At 42.0% G+C, this 17,329-nt stretch carries 14 protein-coding genes; 7 read left to right on the plus strand and 7 right to left on the minus strand.

Annotated elements, in window-relative coordinates; genetic code table 11:
• The first annotated feature begins 20 nt into the window (after positions 1-20).
• The 6 genes from gabT to G5S32_RS11390 all read left to right on the plus strand — a co-directional run bounded on the left by gabT (position 21) and on the right by G5S32_RS11390 (position 7,894).
• On the plus strand, positions 21-1,292 hold the full coding sequence (gene gabT / locus G5S32_RS11365; protein ID WP_165312114.1) for a 4-aminobutyrate--2-oxoglutarate transaminase: 1,272 nt from the start codon (positions 21-23) through the stop codon (positions 1,290-1,292).
• Positions 1,293-1,376: 84 nt separating this feature from the next.
• The gene (locus G5S32_RS11370; protein WP_165312115.1) at positions 1,377-3,158 is read left to right on the plus strand and encodes an aminotransferase-like domain-containing protein; all 1,782 of its coding nucleotides are present in this window, start codon (positions 1,377-1,379) and stop codon (positions 3,156-3,158) included.
• Positions 3,159-3,751: 593 nt separating this feature from the next.
• The gene (locus G5S32_RS11375; protein WP_165312116.1) at positions 3,752-5,224 is read left to right on the plus strand and encodes an aminoacyl-histidine dipeptidase; all 1,473 of its coding nucleotides are present in this window, start codon (positions 3,752-3,754) and stop codon (positions 5,222-5,224) included.
• 258 nt (positions 5,225-5,482) lie between these two features.
• The gene (locus tag G5S32_RS11380; RefSeq protein ID WP_165312117.1) at positions 5,483-5,926 is read left to right on the plus strand and encodes an ATP-dependent zinc protease family protein; all 444 of its coding nucleotides are present in this window, start codon (positions 5,483-5,485) and stop codon (positions 5,924-5,926) included.
• On the plus strand, positions 5,923-6,828 hold the full coding sequence (rimK, locus tag G5S32_RS11385; RefSeq protein ID WP_165312118.1) for a 30S ribosomal protein S6--L-glutamate ligase: 906 nt from the start codon (positions 5,923-5,925) through the stop codon (positions 6,826-6,828). Before G5S32_RS11380 ends, rimK begins: the two co-directional genes overlap by 4 nt.
• Positions 6,788-7,894, plus strand: a complete 1,107-nt coding sequence (locus tag G5S32_RS11390; protein ID WP_165312119.1) for a succinylglutamate desuccinylase/aspartoacylase family protein — start codon at positions 6,788-6,790, stop codon at positions 7,892-7,894. Before rimK ends, G5S32_RS11390 begins: the two co-directional genes overlap by 41 nt.
• 250 nt (positions 7,895-8,144) lie before the next feature.
• On the opposite strand, the gene G5S32_RS11395 is transcribed toward G5S32_RS11390, so the two are convergent.
• From G5S32_RS11395 to dinB, 4 genes are all read right to left on the minus strand, one after another.
• Entirely contained in the window at positions 8,145-9,500 is a 1,356-nt protein-coding gene (locus tag G5S32_RS11395; protein ID WP_165312120.1) for a sodium-dependent transporter, read from the minus strand.
• Between the two features lie 125 nt (positions 9,501-9,625).
• Positions 9,626-11,179: a sensor domain-containing diguanylate cyclase gene (locus tag G5S32_RS11400; RefSeq protein WP_165312121.1), complete on the minus strand. Its 1,554-nt coding sequence runs from the start codon at positions 11,177-11,179 to the stop codon at positions 9,626-9,628.
• A gap of 53 nt (positions 11,180-11,232) precedes the next feature.
• Positions 11,233-11,976, minus strand: a complete 744-nt coding sequence (locus tag G5S32_RS11405; protein WP_165312122.1) for a YggN family protein — start codon at positions 11,974-11,976, stop codon at positions 11,233-11,235.
• Positions 11,977-12,149: 173 nt separating this feature from the next.
• Positions 12,150-13,178 (minus strand): DNA polymerase IV, encoded by a 1,029-nt coding sequence (gene dinB / locus G5S32_RS11410; RefSeq protein WP_165312785.1) that lies wholly within the window; start codon positions 13,176-13,178, stop codon positions 12,150-12,152.
• A 237-nt stretch (positions 13,179-13,415) separates the two neighbouring features.
• Between dinB and G5S32_RS11415 the strand changes: the two genes are divergently transcribed.
• Positions 13,416-14,639 (plus strand): GGDEF domain-containing response regulator, encoded by a 1,224-nt coding sequence (locus tag G5S32_RS11415; RefSeq protein WP_165312123.1) that lies wholly within the window; start codon positions 13,416-13,418, stop codon positions 14,637-14,639.
• 62 nt (positions 14,640-14,701) lie between these two features.
• Here G5S32_RS11415 and nqrM read toward each other — a convergent pair whose 3' ends face one another.
• From nqrM to nqrF, 3 genes are all read right to left on the minus strand, one after another.
• Entirely contained in the window at positions 14,702-14,935 is a 234-nt protein-coding gene (gene nqrM, locus G5S32_RS11420) for a (Na+)-NQR maturation NqrM (RefSeq protein ID WP_165312124.1), read from the minus strand.
• An 18-nt stretch (positions 14,936-14,953) separates the two neighbouring features.
• On the minus strand, positions 14,954-15,961 hold the full coding sequence (locus tag G5S32_RS11425) for an FAD:protein FMN transferase (RefSeq protein WP_165312125.1): 1,008 nt from the start codon (positions 15,959-15,961) through the stop codon (positions 14,954-14,956).
• A gap of 142 nt (positions 15,962-16,103) precedes the next feature.
• Positions 16,104-17,327: an NADH:ubiquinone reductase (Na(+)-transporting) subunit F gene (gene nqrF, locus G5S32_RS11430; RefSeq protein WP_165312126.1), complete on the minus strand. Its 1,224-nt coding sequence runs from the start codon at positions 17,325-17,327 to the stop codon at positions 16,104-16,106.
• Positions 17,328-17,329 lie beyond the last annotated feature (2 nt).

Raw genomic sequence — 17,329 nt, forward strand, 5'->3', positions numbered from 1 at the left:
CTGACTAAGGACAATCAATTATGACCAATATGGAATGGCAAAGCCGTAAGGAAAAAGTCGTCGCTAAAGGTATGGCGAACCTTGCTCCTATTTATGCGGCTAAAGCAAAAAATGCATTAATTACGGATATCGAAGGTAAAGAGTATATCGACTTTGCTGCAGGTATCGCAGTTAACAATACGGGTCATTCAAACCCTCGTATCGTAGCAGCAGTCAAGGAGCAACTAGAGTTATTCAGCCACACTTGTTCGATGGTCACTCCCTACACCAGTTTTGTTGAACTTGCCGAGCAAGTGGTTGATATTGCACCGGGTGACTTCGAGAAAAAAGCCGCATTTCTTACAACGGGTGCAGAAGCAGTTGAAAATGCAATAAAATTTGCTCGTGCACATACTGGTCGTAGTGGTGTGATTGCTTTTAAAGGCGGATTTCATGGTCGTACCAACTTATGTATGGGACTAACAGGTAAAGTGGCACCATACAAAGCAGGATTCGGTCCTTTTCCAAATGAAATTTACCACCTGCCCTATCCCAATCAATACCATGGCATTAGCGAAGAACAAAGTTTGTCTGCATTAGCGGATTTATTTGCCTGTGATATTGAACCATCCCGTGTTGCGGCGATCATTTTTGAACCTATTCAGGGCGAAGGTGGTTTCTACCAAGCTCCCAATACATGGGTAAGTGAACTGCGTAACCTCTGTGACAAACATGGCATTGTGCTTATCTGCGATGAAATCCAAACTGGTTTTGCGCGTACAGGTAAGCTGTTTGCTTGTGAATACTTCGATGCAAAACCAGATTTAATCACGATGGCAAAAGGTATTGCAGGCGGTTTCCCTCTATCTGGCGTTGTCGGCAAAGCAGAAATTATGGATTCAGCTAATCCGGGCGGTATCGGCGGCACTTATGCTGGTTCACCACTAGCTTGTCGTGCGGCACTTGAAGTTATCAAAATCGTAAAAGAGGATAACTTGTGCGAGCGAGCTCAACAAATTGGTTCTCAATTCAAAGAGATACTGACAGAAATGCAAAAAGAGATAGCTCAAATAGGTGATATTCGTCAGGTTGGCGCTATGATTGCGATTGAACTCAATGATCCAACAACGGGACAACCACTTGCAGATCTGACTAAACAACTGGTATTAAAGAGTAACCAGCAAGGTCTTATTCTTCTTTCTTGTGGTGTAAAAGGGAATGTTATTCGCTTCCTTCCACCGTTAACAATTGAACCAGAATTAGTGTCAAAAGGGCTGGAGATCGTTAAATCGCAACTACAGTCGCTGATATAATAATGCAGTCGAGAGAAAGTGTTCAGGATTCCACTTTCTCTCCTTTTGGACTCTAGATGCGGCGGTTATATAAGCAGGAAAGCTATGCTGTATCAATTTATTCATATCGACTCACAAGACTCACGGACACTGCAAGATCAGATAAAAAGTGATATTGCAAAAGCCATATTCGCTGGTTTTGTTCCAAAGCAAACCAGCATCACTTCTTCACGCCAATTAGCCGAAAAACTCAAAGTATCCCGTAATACGATTTTACGCGTTTACGAACAGTTAGCCGAAGAAGGCGTACTCATACCCATCGAAAGAAAAGGTTATTACGTCAATCCCCAGCTCGAGCTGAAGAAACCGTCATCCGATCAGCAAAGTGGGCGTCCAATTTCATCACTCAACTGGGATCATTACTTAAACAATGAACAATCGCTTTCAGCGGCTTCTGTAAAAGATCTTTCCAACTACCCTTATTTGTTTGTTAACGGCATGGTCGATGAAGATCTATTTCCTGTTAGTGAGTGGCGCAAATGCAGCATTCAATCTTTAAACAAAAGTAATCACCGCAGTTGGACATCAAGCCATAACGACTATGAAGAGTTAATTGAGCAGATACGAACTCGTGTGCTGACTAAACGGGGAATATTTGTTAACCAAGAAAACATTGCCATTACACTTGGTTGCCAAAATAGTCTTTATTACCTCACTCGTTTATTAGTTTCGAAAACAACGTCAGTAGGAATGGAAAACCCAGGCTACCCAGAAGCATTTCTTCAGTTTCAAGCTCGCAGAGCAAATGTAATACCCATAGATGTCGATGCAAAAGGGTTGGTCGTCGATTCCCGGCTTAATCACTGTAATTTGGTTTATACAACCCCTAGCAATCAATTCCCAACCACAGTTCGAATGTCACCAGAAAGACGTAAGGCACTGATTGACTCAGCGAACGAGCATGACTTTTTGATTATCGAAGACGATTTTGAACATGATGTGAACTTCATTGAAAATAGCTGTCCTCCTTTGAGGTGTGAGTATCCAACAGAACGAATTATCTACATATCCAGTTTCACCTCGACCATTGCGCCTGGTCTACGTATTGGTTTTATCGTTGCAGCATCACCGCTAATCGACCAAATTAAAGCTCTACAGGTACGTACCCACAGTCTTCCCCCAAAAAGTAACTGTCAAACCTTAGCTCTGTTTCTGAGTCTGGGATACTACGACATGCTGACTCAAAAACTACTCAAGCGATATAGAGAAAAATGGCTAACGATGGAGAAGGCAATGAACTATTACTTTCCTCAGTCGGGTGTTACGCCGTCGTTAGCTGGAACGGCATTTTGGGTTGATTATAAAGAAGGGTTTGATGCAACTCGCTTTGAGCGACTCGCAGAAGAGAATGGTATTTTGATTAATAACGGGCAGAAGTATTACTGCTGTAACCACAAAAACAACAGCTTCAGACTGAGTTTCCAGTCAATTCGTACCGAGAATATACGAACAGGTATTGCTCAACTGGCTCGCATAGCTAAAGAAGTGTTGCCCAATGTTAGCTTGGCCGAATGCTTAGAAGCACCATTAACAGGACAGCAAATCAGGGCAATGGTAACCAATAAAACATTGCTATCAAAAGATTGCTTCAATATTCCTTACAGGATCACTCTTCAAGCAGATGGGAAGATGATTGGAATATCCGATCGACCCAATGATATAGATGAGGGGTACTGGTGGGTTGAAAATGACAAATTTGTTTACCAATGGCGTAATTGGCAATTTTCAGATATTCGACACATTACGATCGTTTATGAAAACAATGAACTGAAACGCTTTGATGAGGAAGGCTACTTCATTGGAGAAGTCAGCTTTATTGATGAGTAATATCAAACTGCAAGCAAAAAAAACGCCACCTGAGATACAGATGGCGGTGAATCATATTGACCAACTTGGTCAAAAACAAATTCCAATAAAGGGGGTGAACACTACTGTTCAAATCACATGCATTTGGTCTCACTCACCAAAGCTTGTGGGGGTGTAACATTAATAGATTGACATAACATCTTTCTTTAACATTACGAGGGTAAACTCGCTTCTAAGCATTCGCTTTCGAATTGGTTATTAATATACCACATAGAAAAAATATTACAAATTTATAGTGAGTAAAATCACAATTTGTTTATTAATCCTACAAATTACTCGGAATAAAATGTAATAAAATTACAAAAAAATGTTTTGTTTTTGAAGTCAGTAGCAAAATTAATGCAACTTATTGAGTAGGAGAATTATAGTTTTAAATGTACCACTCAGTTTCGATTCAACATCTACCGAAAAATCCCCATCTATGCTACTACTCGATTTAATGACTCAATGGTATGCTGTGACGCAAATATTGCCCCGCCAGACAGGTTATTTCTCTAAATTAACAACCTCTCTCTACTATTTAATCGGGGTATAGATAAATAAAGGAGTCATCTATGTCTGAGTTTCATTCTGAAATTAGTAACCTATCACCAACTCCAGTTTGGCAATTTTTCGATAAAATCTGTTCCATCCCGCACCCTTCAAAGCATGAAGAAGCACTAGCTCAAGCCATTATCGGTTGGGTAACGGAACTTGGTTTAGACGTTCGTCGTGATGCAACAGGCAACCTATTTATTAAAAAGCCTGCAACACCAGGAATGGAAAACAAGAAAGGTGTGGTACTGCAAGCACATATCGATATGGTTCCTCAGAAGAACGAAGATACCGACCATGACTTCACTAAAGATCCTATCCAACCTTATATTGATGGCGAATGGGTGACAGCAAAAGGCACAACACTCGGTGCTGACAACGGCATGGGTATGGCGGCTTGTTTAGCAGTACTTGCTTCCACTGACATTAAACATGGGCCACTGGAAGTGCTGCTGACTATAGATGAAGAAGCGGGTATGAATGGTGCTTTCGGCCTTGAGGAGGGTTGGTTAGAAGGTGAAATTCTTCTTAATACCGATTCTGAGCAAGAAGGCGAAGTCTACATGGGCTGTGCTGGCGGTGTTGATGCTTCAATCAAGTTCGACATCAAGCGTGAAGCTATTCCGTCAAACTTTATTACTCGCCAACTTGTTCTTAAAGGTCTAAAAGGCGGTCACTCAGGTTGTGATATCCATACAGGTCGAGGCAACGCAAATAAATTACTCGCTCGTTTCTTAGCAGGCCACGCAAACGAACTGGATCTTCGCTTAGTGGAGTTCCGTGGAGGTAGCTTACGTAACGCTATTCCACGTGAAGCATTTGTTACTGTCGCACTTCCTGCGGAAAATGAAGCTAAATTAGTAGAGCTTTATAGCTTCTATACAGACCTACTCAAATCAGAGCTTGGTAAGGTTGAAACCAATATAGTAACGTTTAATGAAGCAAAAGCCGTTGATTTAGATATGTTCGCACTTGCTGATCAAAAACGTTTCATTGCCGCAGTTAATGCTTGTCCAAACGGAGTGATCCGTATGAGTGATGAAATTGAAGGCGTCGTAGAAACTTCATTAAACGTGGGCGTGATTACCACCGAACAAAACCAAGTAACCGTACTGTGCCTAATTCGTTCGCTGATCGATTCTGGCCGTAGCCAAGTAGAAGGCATGTTAGCATCCGTTGCAGAGCTGGCAGGCGCTTCAATTCGATTCTCTGGTGGTTATCCTGGCTGGAAACCAGATGCTGATTCTGAAATTATGCACGTCTTCCGTGATATGTATGAAGGTATCTACGGTAACAAACCAAATATCATGGTCATCCATGCAGGTCTAGAGTGTGGTCTGTTTAAAAAGCCTTATCCAAATATGGACATGGTTTCATTTGGTCCAACAATCAAATTCCCACATTCTCCGGATGAAAAAGTGAAAATCGACACTGTTGAATTATTCTGGGAACAAATGATTGCGCTACTAGAAAATATCCCAGCTAAATCTTAAGTTTTTAACAGAAAAGCCTGACACCAAGCCGAAGCTCAATGCTTCGGTTTTTTGCGAATTGAACAAAAAAAATTTGTCGATACGGACATTTTTTTTCATTAGCGAGAGAATAATCACTGCTGTTAGAGTGCGCGTCCTTGAAGTTCCCAGAGAAGTTCACCACACTCTATTCAAGGCATTACGTCTTCACGACGCATATGCGGGCTGTTCTCCATTTCAGCCTTAAATAAATTCCAAACAAAACACTAAGATACTGCGATGAAAGAAAAAATGACTGTCGGATGGCGAGAGAGACTTAGCCTTCCAGGGTTAGGTATTGAGAAAATTAAAGCAAAAATCGATACCGGAGCCCGCACATCTTGCTTACACGCATTTAAGTTAGAAAGCTTTACTAAAGAAGATAAACTTTGGGTACGCTTCTGGATCCACCCAAATCAACACGACGTGGATACAGTTGTAGTTTGTGAGGCTGAAGTAATAGCAGAGAGAACAGTACGAGACTCAGGTGGTCATGAAGAATCTCGTTACGTTATTAAGTCCGACATCTGCTTAGGCGGACAAACGTGGTCTGCTGAAATTACATTAACAAATAGAGAAAATATGGCATTTCGCATGCTTTTAGGTCGCACCGCGATGCATCATAGGATTATCGTTGATCCAACCGCATCGTTTTTAATTCCTTTTGAGGCACCCAAGTTATGAAAATTGGTATTCTGTCACGCAACTCTTCGCTATATTCAACCAAGCGACTAATTGAAGCTTGTAAGCAGCGTGGACACGAAGTAAAAGTGATTGATGCTTTACGTTGTTACATGAATATCAATTCAGACCAACCTGAAATCCATTTCAAGGGTGAAGAGCTGGCTGGATTTGATGCGATTATTCCTCGAATTGGCGCATCGGTAACCTTCTATGGTACTGCTGTATTACGCCAATTTGAAATGATGGGTGTATACCCAGCAAACGAATCTGTAGCGATCAGCCGTTCAAGAGATAAGTTGCGCTCAATGCAACTATTGTCTCGTAGAGGGATTGGTATGCCAATAACAGGTTTTGCTAGTAAGCCTGATGATGTTAAAGACTTATTAGACATGGTAGGCGGCGCGCCCGTTGTTATTAAATTGCTTGAAGGCACTCAAGGGATCGGCGTTGTTCTTGCCGAAACTCGCAAAGCGGCGGAGAGTGTTATCGAAGCGTTCATGGGCCTGAAAGCGAACATCATGGTTCAAGAATATATTAAAGAAGCAGGCGGTGCGGATATTCGCTGTTTCGTCATTGGTGATAAAGTTATCGCCGCAATGAAGCGACAAGGGGCAGAAGGCGAGTTCCGTTCTAACCTTCACCGTGGTGGTTCAGCATCGTTGGTCAAGATCACACCACAAGAACGTAAAACAGCTATCGAAGCCGCTAAAATCATGGGGCTGAATGTCGCTGGTGTTGATTTACTTCGCTCAGCAAGAGGACCATTGGTCATGGAAGTAAACTCATCTCCAGGCTTAGAAGGCATTGAAGCTGCGACCGGTAAAGATATCGCCGGAATGATTGTCGAATTTCTAGAAAAAAATGCGGCAAGTAAAAGGACAAAAACACGTGGTAAAGGCTAGAACATACAAGAACGCAGCATACGAATTTCTGGGGGAGAAAATTCCCCCAGCAACCAAACAAGTCATTGAATTGGAAGGAGCGAAACTCTATACCCACTCGCCCCTTTCCATTCCTATTGAAATCATTCATGGCGCTTTACCGGGTCCAGTGCTTATGGTCAACGCAGCCATCCATGGTGATGAACTCAACGGTGTTGAGATCGTAAGACAACTGATTAATTCCATCGATCCTAAAAAACTAAAAGGTACTCTGATTACCGTACCTATTGTTAACGTATTCGGCTTTATTCATAAGTCACGTTACTTACCAGATAGACGTGATTTAAACCGTTGCTTCCCAGGCAGCGACAGCGGCTCTCTGGCTTCACGAATGGCGCACATCTTCTTTTCTCAAGTCGCCCTCAAATGTGATTACATTATTGACCTGCATACCGGTGCTATTCACCGCACTAACTTACCGCAGATTCGCGCAGACCTAAGCAATCCGGAAACACTGCGTATCGCTCAAGCCTTTGCTACCCCTGTAATTCTCGACTCTCCATTAAGAATGGGCTCTTTACGTAGTGAAGCCGAGAAATCGGGTATTACCGTATTAACCTATGAAGCAGGTGAAGCGCTTCGCTTTGAACCGATCGCAATCAGTGCTGGCGTCGTTGGTGTGAAACGAGTAATGCAGGCAATTGGCATGCTAAGAGCAAGTCGTAAGAAACTACCCAACTCAGTCATTGCTAAATCGACCAGCTGGTTACGTGCAGAAGCTGATGGCATTTTGCGTACCGTCGTCTCACTAGGTGACCGAGTGGCAAAAGGTCAAGTATTGGCGTACATCAACTCACCTTTAGGCAACGTTGAAGTTGAAGTGAAAGCGAATAAAGGCGGTATTGTTATCGGTCAGCAAACGCTACCACTAGTGAATGAGGGTGATGCTGTATTCCATCTCGCATACTTCACACAAGATGACGATATGGTTGAACAGCTAGTCGGTGACTTTATTGAAGAAGTGATTGAAGTGGATTTGGAGCCTCTGACTACAGGTCAGATAATGCCGCCTTCACCATCGGAATAATACCATTCTGGAAAATTTCCTGATCAGTGAATGGGCGTCGATAAGCAAACCCTCTGAGCCATGGATGGCTCGGCGGAGCTTCAGGGACGAATGAATGCGCGTTTGCGTTTGACGCCCATTCGCTGCTCGCCGATGCTCAGTCTGATCATATTTTTATCTAGGATGGAATAACGAGATATTCTTAGCTCTCGTTTTTCACTCAATAAAAAACCTTGGTATCACTACCAAGGTTTTTTATTGAGTGATTGGATTAACCAAATGAAGCCCAAATTACGGTTGCTACCAAAATAGGACAGACAAACTTCACATACCAAGGCCAGATTTTGCCAAATGTGCTTTGGCGGAATTCAGGGAAGCCTTGCTCTAACTCGTTAAGCTTAGCGTTGCGATTCCACACCCAACCACCAAACAAACAGAACATCAAAGCCGCAGTCGGTTGCAGATATTGCGTTGCCGTAGTCGCGACTAGACCGAACAGCTCGCCGAAGTTATAGACAATCACCACACTAAGCAGTGCAATTAAGCCACCTAACACCCAACTGGTTGACGTACGTTTAGTGTTAAAACGTTCTGATACCAACGCTACCGGACATTCCAACATGGAGATTGATGAAGTCAAAGCAGCAATCGTCAGTAGTAAGAAGAACACGATGGCAAACAATTGTCCAAACACGCCCAAGCTATCAAACATTAACGGCAGAACAGTGAAAACAAGCGTATCAGAGCTCAGCAGAGAACCATCTGCGGCATAAATCTGAACACCTTTATTCATCGCAACGAACATAGCAGGAAGAACCACTAGGCCTGCGATAAAGGCAACGCCTGTATCCACCAAAGTAACATTCATCGCCATTTTAGGCAGGTTCTCTTTCTTACTTAGATAAGAACCATAAATCAACATTGAACAGCCGCCTATGGTTAACGAAAAAAATCCCTGCCCCATTGCCGCTAAAATCATCTTACGGTCGAAAATCTTATCAAAATCTGGCACTAAGTAATGTTGCAAACCTTCAATTGCGCCCGGTTGCATAATAATATAAATAAACAGCACACCAAACAGAACAAACAGAGCTGGCATTAGTCGAGTTGACCATTTTTCAATGCCCTGCTTAACACCACCTTGAACGATCAAGATGGTCAAAACATAAAATACAATAGTGCCGAATAGATTACGCTCAACGCTAAAACCTTTGAACCAAGCCGTAGCGCTTTCCATGCCTAGCAAATCAGTGATAGCCCCCAACATGAAACAGATTATCCATCCGCCAACAATGCTATAAAACGCCAAAACGGCACTTGGTACACTCAGACCTAACCAACCCACGAAAGCACCCGCTTTTTTAGCCGTAGGATTAGCCGTTAGTGAACGCATACTATCTACTGGGTTCGCTTGCCCTGAACGGCCAATAGCCATTTCGACCACCAACATAGGGAATGCAACCACTAAAATGAGAACCAAATAGACTAATAGGAATGCGCCACCACCATTGCTGGCTGCTTGAGTGGGAAACCCCCAGATATTGCCAAGGCCAACTGCAGCGCCTGCTGCGGCCAATACAAACCCAAGACGTGAACCAAAAGTTTCGCGGGTATTACTCGATGTCATTACTACTCACAAATATCACCAAACTAGTTGGCTAGTACAATAAAGAAAAACGCATCATGATACAATGAGCCGCAGAATAGTTTGCTGATATATTGAGCAATAATTTATCTTTTATCGTGTATTTTCTACTTTACACCGATGAAAGACTCTATTTTTGAGTTGAAATTTTGCACAACATACTGATTTCGACCTCTATCCTTGGCGAGATAGAGTGCTATATCTGCTTGGTGAAACATTTCTTGATAACGTTTAATGCTTGGATTTTCTACATGAACGCCACCAATACTGATTGATAAGTAGGGATGATTTTTAATTGGAGCACAAGGATGGGGAATTCTTAAATGTGCGACCGCATCTTTTATTTTTTGGGCATACATTTCAATGTTAAGTGGAATATCACTAGCAAATACAACGCAGAATTCCTCACCACCAAAACGAGCCACAACTTTGTCACCATTGTACTCAACACAATCGAGAGCTTTAGCAACTTGCTTTAATACATTATCACCATCCAGATGGCTCAAGTTGTCGTTGTATAATTTGAAATAATCGATATCAACTAAAAATAAAGCTAAATATTTGAAATGATATTCTTCAATAAAACTAACGAGCTGCCGCTCTAAATGACGGCGATTAGAAATTTCAGTTAATGAATCATGCTCCGACTGCCAACGTAAACTTTCGTGGCTTTGCTCTAGATCTATCATGATTCTATTGATAGTACGCGCAAACTTCTTCATTTCCTTAGAAATAAAAGAAGATTCATCCGGCATTTTTCCACCATGCAATTGGAATTTTTCCAATACTCGTATTGCGTTTGTTACGGGCTTAACAAGACTCTGCACCAACAGTAAATTGATGAAATAAAACATAATAGAAAAAGCTAAAAGAGCATAGACCTCCTCCCAAACGATGAAACTAGGTAACTTAACTCTATGAAAAACCTTAATAACAACGCTGGAATTACCACTGTAATCAACTTCTAACACATATGAAATATTTGTAACTGGCTTTATCTCTATTTCACGACCACTCTCAACCAATATTTCCACATGAATGCCCGTCGCCTTTTGGATCATATCTTCAAATTGACGAGATAATCTTTTAAAGAAAATTAAGTAACCTTTATCGCACTGGTCTGCATCACTGGTGCAAACTCGGGTTGTAGCTACTAAATATGGGGAATTATTAATAACAATAAAACGAACAACTGCCTTTACAACATCGACACTTTGCTGCTCAGCTTCAGCCAAAATAGTTTGAAAATAAGGTGAGTAAGTATCGGAATCAATCAGCGCATTGTTTTCAACATCAAGCTCTTTCCCCCACACTAACTCTTTATTTGGATTGAATATAAAAAAGCCATCAATGACCTGAGAAGTAAGAGCGTGAAGACCAACGCTGTTATCAATGAACTCTTGCGTTGGATAACGAATAAAATTCGCCATATCGTTCCAAGCTGCGTAATCAACCATTGAGTCACCCATTTTTTCCTGAGTAATATCAATAACGGTTTCAACTCGGGTGACTTCTTCTTGTTGTAATTCTAAAGACTGCGAAATATGACGATCATACGTCCACAAATACTTAAATACGAGATAGCAAGTAACGAAACACACAACAACTATCATCGCGGTTATTGCACTTATCCAACGCACACTAATATTGTTAAATATCATCTCACCTTCAAAACACGCTAAAGAAAAAGGAGCGCTTTATGCGCTCCTTTAGTTTAGATCGTAAACACTTGGTAGTTCTTTAGTTCAGGTATCTTTTTGTGCAATTCTTGCTCTTGCTCAACAATATCATCGAGGGATTCACACAATTCTTTGCCTTCTTTTTCCACGTTTGCCTGATGCTCTTTCAGACGAGCTTCAAACTTAGCGGTAAGCTCACTCATGGTATTGCCCAACTCTGTCAAGTTAATACCCCCATCCTGCTTCATCTTTTCAGACACAGCATCAAAGGCACTTGAGAAAAACTCCTGACTAAACAGTGCTTTTGCTTTCTCAAAATCTTGCTCCCACTGTTGAGTCATCGATTCAAAAGTATTGGCTGGCAATACAAAATCTTCACCTTGATAATAACGGCTTTCTATATCTGCAAAAAACGTTTTCATCGATTGCTTAACATCTTCAAATGCATTTGGAGAATTAATACTTGCGGCAACGTCATCCAATAGGTCATTAGCAACATCCATCCCCTTATGTGCTAATTCCTTAGCGCGGGGAACCGCTGAACTTACACTTTCTCGGTAAGATTGGATGGCTTGTTGTTGAGAACTGTCTAACTCAATTTGTTCACCATGCAGATAGAGACGATTTCCCTCATCCATCACTGCGGTATCACCGTTAGTTGTGTGAATTTCAACACTTGAACCATTAAGATGAACTTCATTTTGTACATCGACTTTACACTGAGCTGCCCAAACAGATGAGCTACACAACAATGAAGTGAGTAAAATTGTTTTTTTCATAGACGTCTCTATATAAAATTTTGTTCAACAATATCGGATATTGCTCGCTAATACGTTAACGCAATGTTAGTTATTTTAATCTATTAGTACATGGACGCAGAGATATAAAAGTGAGCATTACTCCACACCTAATTTGCTTTGAAGCCTGTTTGCCATCGCCTACACGGCAAAACTTAAAAGAAACTCAGTTGCTTCGATTGTTCTTCAGGTTTTAACATCACCGATAACCCAAGTAAGCGAATCTCCCTTCCCTTCTGTCGTTTGAGAACGTCACTGAGCAGCTGTTTAAAATCATTCAGTTCTAATTGAGGATGAATATGTTCAATAGTGGTGAGCTGGAAGTCGGCAAACTTAACCTTTATTCCCTGCTTGATGATCGATCTATCTGGGCTCGCTTTGGTTAACCTCATATCAAGTTCAGGAAACAGTTTGTCCTCGATAACCTGCCAGCACTCTTCATAAGTTGAGATGTTGTGGCTAAAGGTACGTTCTACGCCAACAGATTTTCGTTCTCTCTCAACAATCACTTCTCGATTATCTATACCGTGGCTTTTTTTCCACAACGAGGCCCCTAGGCGTCCAAACTGTCTCAATAACTCACGATAATCGCTGTTTTTGATATCTTCGCAAAGATAAAACCCCGCCCGGTGAAGCTTTTCCAAACTCACTTTGCCAACACCGGGAATTTTTTCTAATGGTAGTTTATCTACTGTTGTTTGTACTTCTTCCGGAGTGATAACGAACTGCCCATTAGGCTTGTTGATATCCGAGGCGACTTTCGCCAAAAACTTCAACGGAGCCACTCCTGCTGACGCAGTGAGTTCAAGCTCATTCCAAATATCTTTGCGAATGGCTTGGGCTATCAAGGTCGCACTACCTTGGCAAATATCCACATTGGTAACATCGAGAAAAGCTTCGTCTAAAGACAAGGGTTCAATGATTGAAGTATAGCGCTGAAAAATAGTGTGGATTTTACGCGATACCTCCTTATATACAGACATTCTTCCAGGAACAACCAATAGCTGGGGACATAGTTTCAGAGCCTGAGCGGTAGGCATAGCCGAGCGCACACCATACTTGCGAGCTTCATAGTTACAAGTGCTCAGAACACCTCTTTGCTTTTCATTACCACCAACAGCTAACGGCCTGCCACGATAATTGGGGTTATCACGCATCTCTACAGCTGCATAAAAACAATCCATATCAATATGAATAATTTTTCTTGTCGATTGTTGTTCCACATATCACCAATATAACTGTATATAAACACAGTCATTGTAGAAGCTTTTCTACTAAAACGAAAACATCTTTCTTACAGTGACTAAATACCGAAACAGTCTGTCACTTAATCATCTTATTCCTACATCTGATAAATCAGTTCTAATGTATAAAAGGCACCCTTATCACTCGGCATCGTACTCAATCAAGGTAAAGCTATCGTGAATCGTTCAAGCAATTCTGTACTCGTTATAGATGGAAGTCGTATTTTTCGTAATTACCTTAGCACTCATCTATCTGCTCTAGGCTTTAAAGTCTTTGTGTGCCAGGACTTAGCAGAAACTAAGCAAACGCTTGAAGTACGAACTGACTTTGTTTTTGTAGTCTCTTGCTACCATCTCCTTGATGCTGAAGATGGTGAAGTGATCGATCTGCTGTTAGAAAATAATCTCAAGGTCGTTGTACTAACGGCTAAATTTGAGCAGGAAACTCGTCAGGAGTTTCTTAAGAAAGGAGTGCTTGATTACATTCTAAAAGATAGCCTCAGCTCAGTTCAGTACGTAATTCCATTTGCAAAACGGATTAAAAACAACCAATTCCATCATGCATTAGTGGTAGACGACAGTGCTATGATGCGTCGAACTATATGTCAGCTTCTTGAATCACAGTACATTCGTACGATTCAAGCTTGTAATGGTGAAGAGGCGCTGCAACAACTGACCAATAATCCGCATATCAGCCTTATTATTAGTGACAACTACATGCCTGAGATGACAGGGCTTGAAATGATACGTGAAATCAGACGTCATTCTATTCACGATGATATTTCTATTCTTGGTTTATCAGGTTCGGATGATAAAACCATGACCGCGCAGTATCTAAAGGCGGGGGCCAATGATTTTTTACATAAACCGTTTAATCAAGAAGAACTGTTTTGCCGTGTAAACCAACTGCTTAATATGCAGGAAGCAACCAAAGAGCTATTTAAACTTGCGAACCAAGATGCTTTAACTGGTTTATGGAACCGACGTTACCTGTTCGATACCATAGGTAAAAATGTTGCAGACCGCTGCATTGCAATGCTTGATATCGATTTCTTCAAAAAGGTTAATGATAACTACGGCCATGATGGCGGTGACGCAGCGTTGACTCATATTTCAGGTATGCTCAAAGCTTTTTTTGGCGACCAGATTGTTGCTCGATTTGGAGGTGAAGAATTCTGTATCCACTATCGTGGCGAATTCGAAAAATTCTGTAAGCAACTTGAGCGTATGCGTCGTTGTATCGAAGCAGATCATGTTGAGCATCAAGGGCAAGTTATTAAATACACTATCAGTATTGGCGCTACATCGATGGAAGGGACACTTGGAGAACAGATAAAAGTTGCTGATATGCGCTTGTACAAGGCGAAAGAAAGCGGCCGGAATCAGCTCATCAATTCCTAAACAGTTTAAAAAGAAAAGGGTTCTATCAAATGATAGAACCCTTTTTTGTAGCATTTCAAAACTTATGCAATACGGTCTTTTTCCCAAGCAGCGAGCTTCTCAGCTCTTACCGCTTCGCGAGCTTCGCGCTTTTTACGTGCATCGCATGGTTCTGGACAGTTACACACTTTCTCAATGCCCACAGCACCTAAGCCGCCGCAGCTGCCTTTCACAACTTTCTTCTGGAAAATATAACCAACAGCCATCGCTGTAATTACTGCCAGAAAAACGCCAAAAGTAATCAGAAACGTACTCATAATGACAAACTCACTTCGTTATTTGCGGTTTAAGAATGGTTTGAATGCGCTCGAAGAAACCTCTTCAAAACCGTCATCCGTTTTCACAATCATAAACACAGGAATGTTGTTTTGCTCTGCGATCTCAATACCTTTCACTTCGCCTAGCACCATTAACCCTGTAGCAAGACCATCCGCTGTCATACAAGATTTATCTAATACCGTCACCGAAACAACACGGTTATTGATTGGGCGTCCTGTTTGAGGGTCGATAATGTGTGAATAACGCACACCATCACGCTCAAAATAGTTACGGTAGTCTCCTGATGTCGCAATCGCGTAGTCGCCCGGCTCTATGATTTCTTGAATCGTACGTTCATCAACGGTTGGCTTCTCTACTGCGATACGCCAGCCAACACCTTCACGATTTACGCCTTTAAGACGGATTTCTCCACCTACTTCAACCATGTAGTTATTGATGCCTTGAGACTCGATATAGTCAGCAACCACATCAACACCCCAACCTTTTGCAATGGTAGAAAGGTCAACATACAAGTGAGGTAGGTCTTTACTTAGCATGTTACCTTCAACGCTAAGATGCTCAATACCTATGTTCGCTTTGCGCTCTGCCAACTCTTCATCAGTAGGAACCACTTCAGGGCGCGCTTCTGGGCCAAACCCCCAAAGGTTAACCAATGGACCTACAGTGACATCTAAAGCACCTAAAGTCACACCGTTCAAACGAATCGCTTCACGAACGACAGTTGCCGTCTGAGGTGATACTTCAACCGGAGTGGTATCTTGGAACTGATTAAAACGGCTAAGCTCTGACGTTTTGCGATATGTTGACATCTGGTCGTTTACTTCTTCAAGTAACCGATCGATCTCTTTATGCAAATCATCAGATGATGGAATGCCATCTTGCTGGAGATACTTAATGTTGTACGTAGTGCCCATCGTTGGGCCACTTAAATGCACTTGCTCGACCGGTTTTTCACAACCAGCTAAAAGCAATAAAGAAGCTAATGCAACAAGCCAAGTTTTCACTTGTTTACTCCTATTGAGGTAAGTAGATATAGAGAATCCATGTGTATATCACACATAAACCTTACGAGATTCTCTATACAAACTTGAAAAAATTATGGCTGACTCATTTGAGTCAGCCATTTAATCAGACACTTAACGGGGATTAACCACCGAAGTCATCCAACAAGATGTTTTCATCTTCTACACCAAGGTCTTTCAGCATGCCAATAACAGCTGCGTTCATCATCGGTGGGCCACACATGTAGTATTCACAATCTTCAGGAGCTTCGTGATCCTTCAGATAGTTTTCGTACAGTACGTTGTGGATGAAACCAGTGTAACCATCCCAGTTATCTTCTGGTTGCGGATCTGATAGCGCACAATGCCATACAAAGTTGTCATTTTCAGCCGCTAGGCCGTCAAAATCTTCTACGTAGAACATTTCACGTTTAGAACGCGCACCATACCAGTAAGACATCTTACGCTTAGATTTCAGACGTTTTAGCTGATCGAAGATATGTGAACGCATTGGAGCCATACCAGCACCACCGCCTACAAACACCATTTCAGCATCAGTATCTTTCGCGAAGAACTCACCAAATGGACCAGAAATAGTACATTTATCACCCGCTTTTAGAGACCAGATGTACGAAGACATTTGACCTGGTGGTACATTCGGGTTGTTTGGTGGCGGAGTCGCAATACGTACGTTAAGCATGATAATGCCGAACTCTTCTGGGTAGTTAGCCATAGAGTACGCACGAATGATGTCTTCATTTACCTTAGACTCGTAGCGGAACAGGTTGAACTTGTCCCAGTCGCCACGGTACTTTTCAGGTACATCGTAATCCGCATATTTTACATGGTGAGCAGGTGCTTCAATCTGGATGTAACCACCAGCACGGAAAGGTACTGATTCGCCATCTGGAATTTGTAGCTTAAGCTCTTTAATGAATGTCGCTTTGTTATCGTTAGAGATAACTGTACATTCCCACTTCTTAACACCGAAGATCTCTTCTGGAAGTTCGATCTCCATGTCCGTTTTCACGGCAACCTGACACGCTAAACGCTCGCCTTCACGAGCTTCACCTTTAGTAATGTGGTCAAGCTCAGTCGGTAGAATGTCACCACCGCCAGATTTAATTTTTACGCGACACTGACCACATGAGCCACCGCCACCACATGCCGATGATACGAAAACGCCAGAACTCGCCAATGCGCCAAGAAGTTTGCCGCCTGGAGAAGTAACGATCGATTTGTCTGCATCGCCATTGATTGAGATTGTAATGTCACCTGTTGGTACTAGCTTAGATTTAGCGAAAAGAATCACTAGAACTAGCGCTAGAACAATCAGAGTAAACATCACTACACCAAGAATAATGTCCATTG

The organism is Vibrio ziniensis (genome assembly GCF_011064285.1).
Taxonomy (GTDB): Bacteria; Pseudomonadota; Gammaproteobacteria; order Enterobacterales; family Vibrionaceae; genus Vibrio; species Vibrio ziniensis.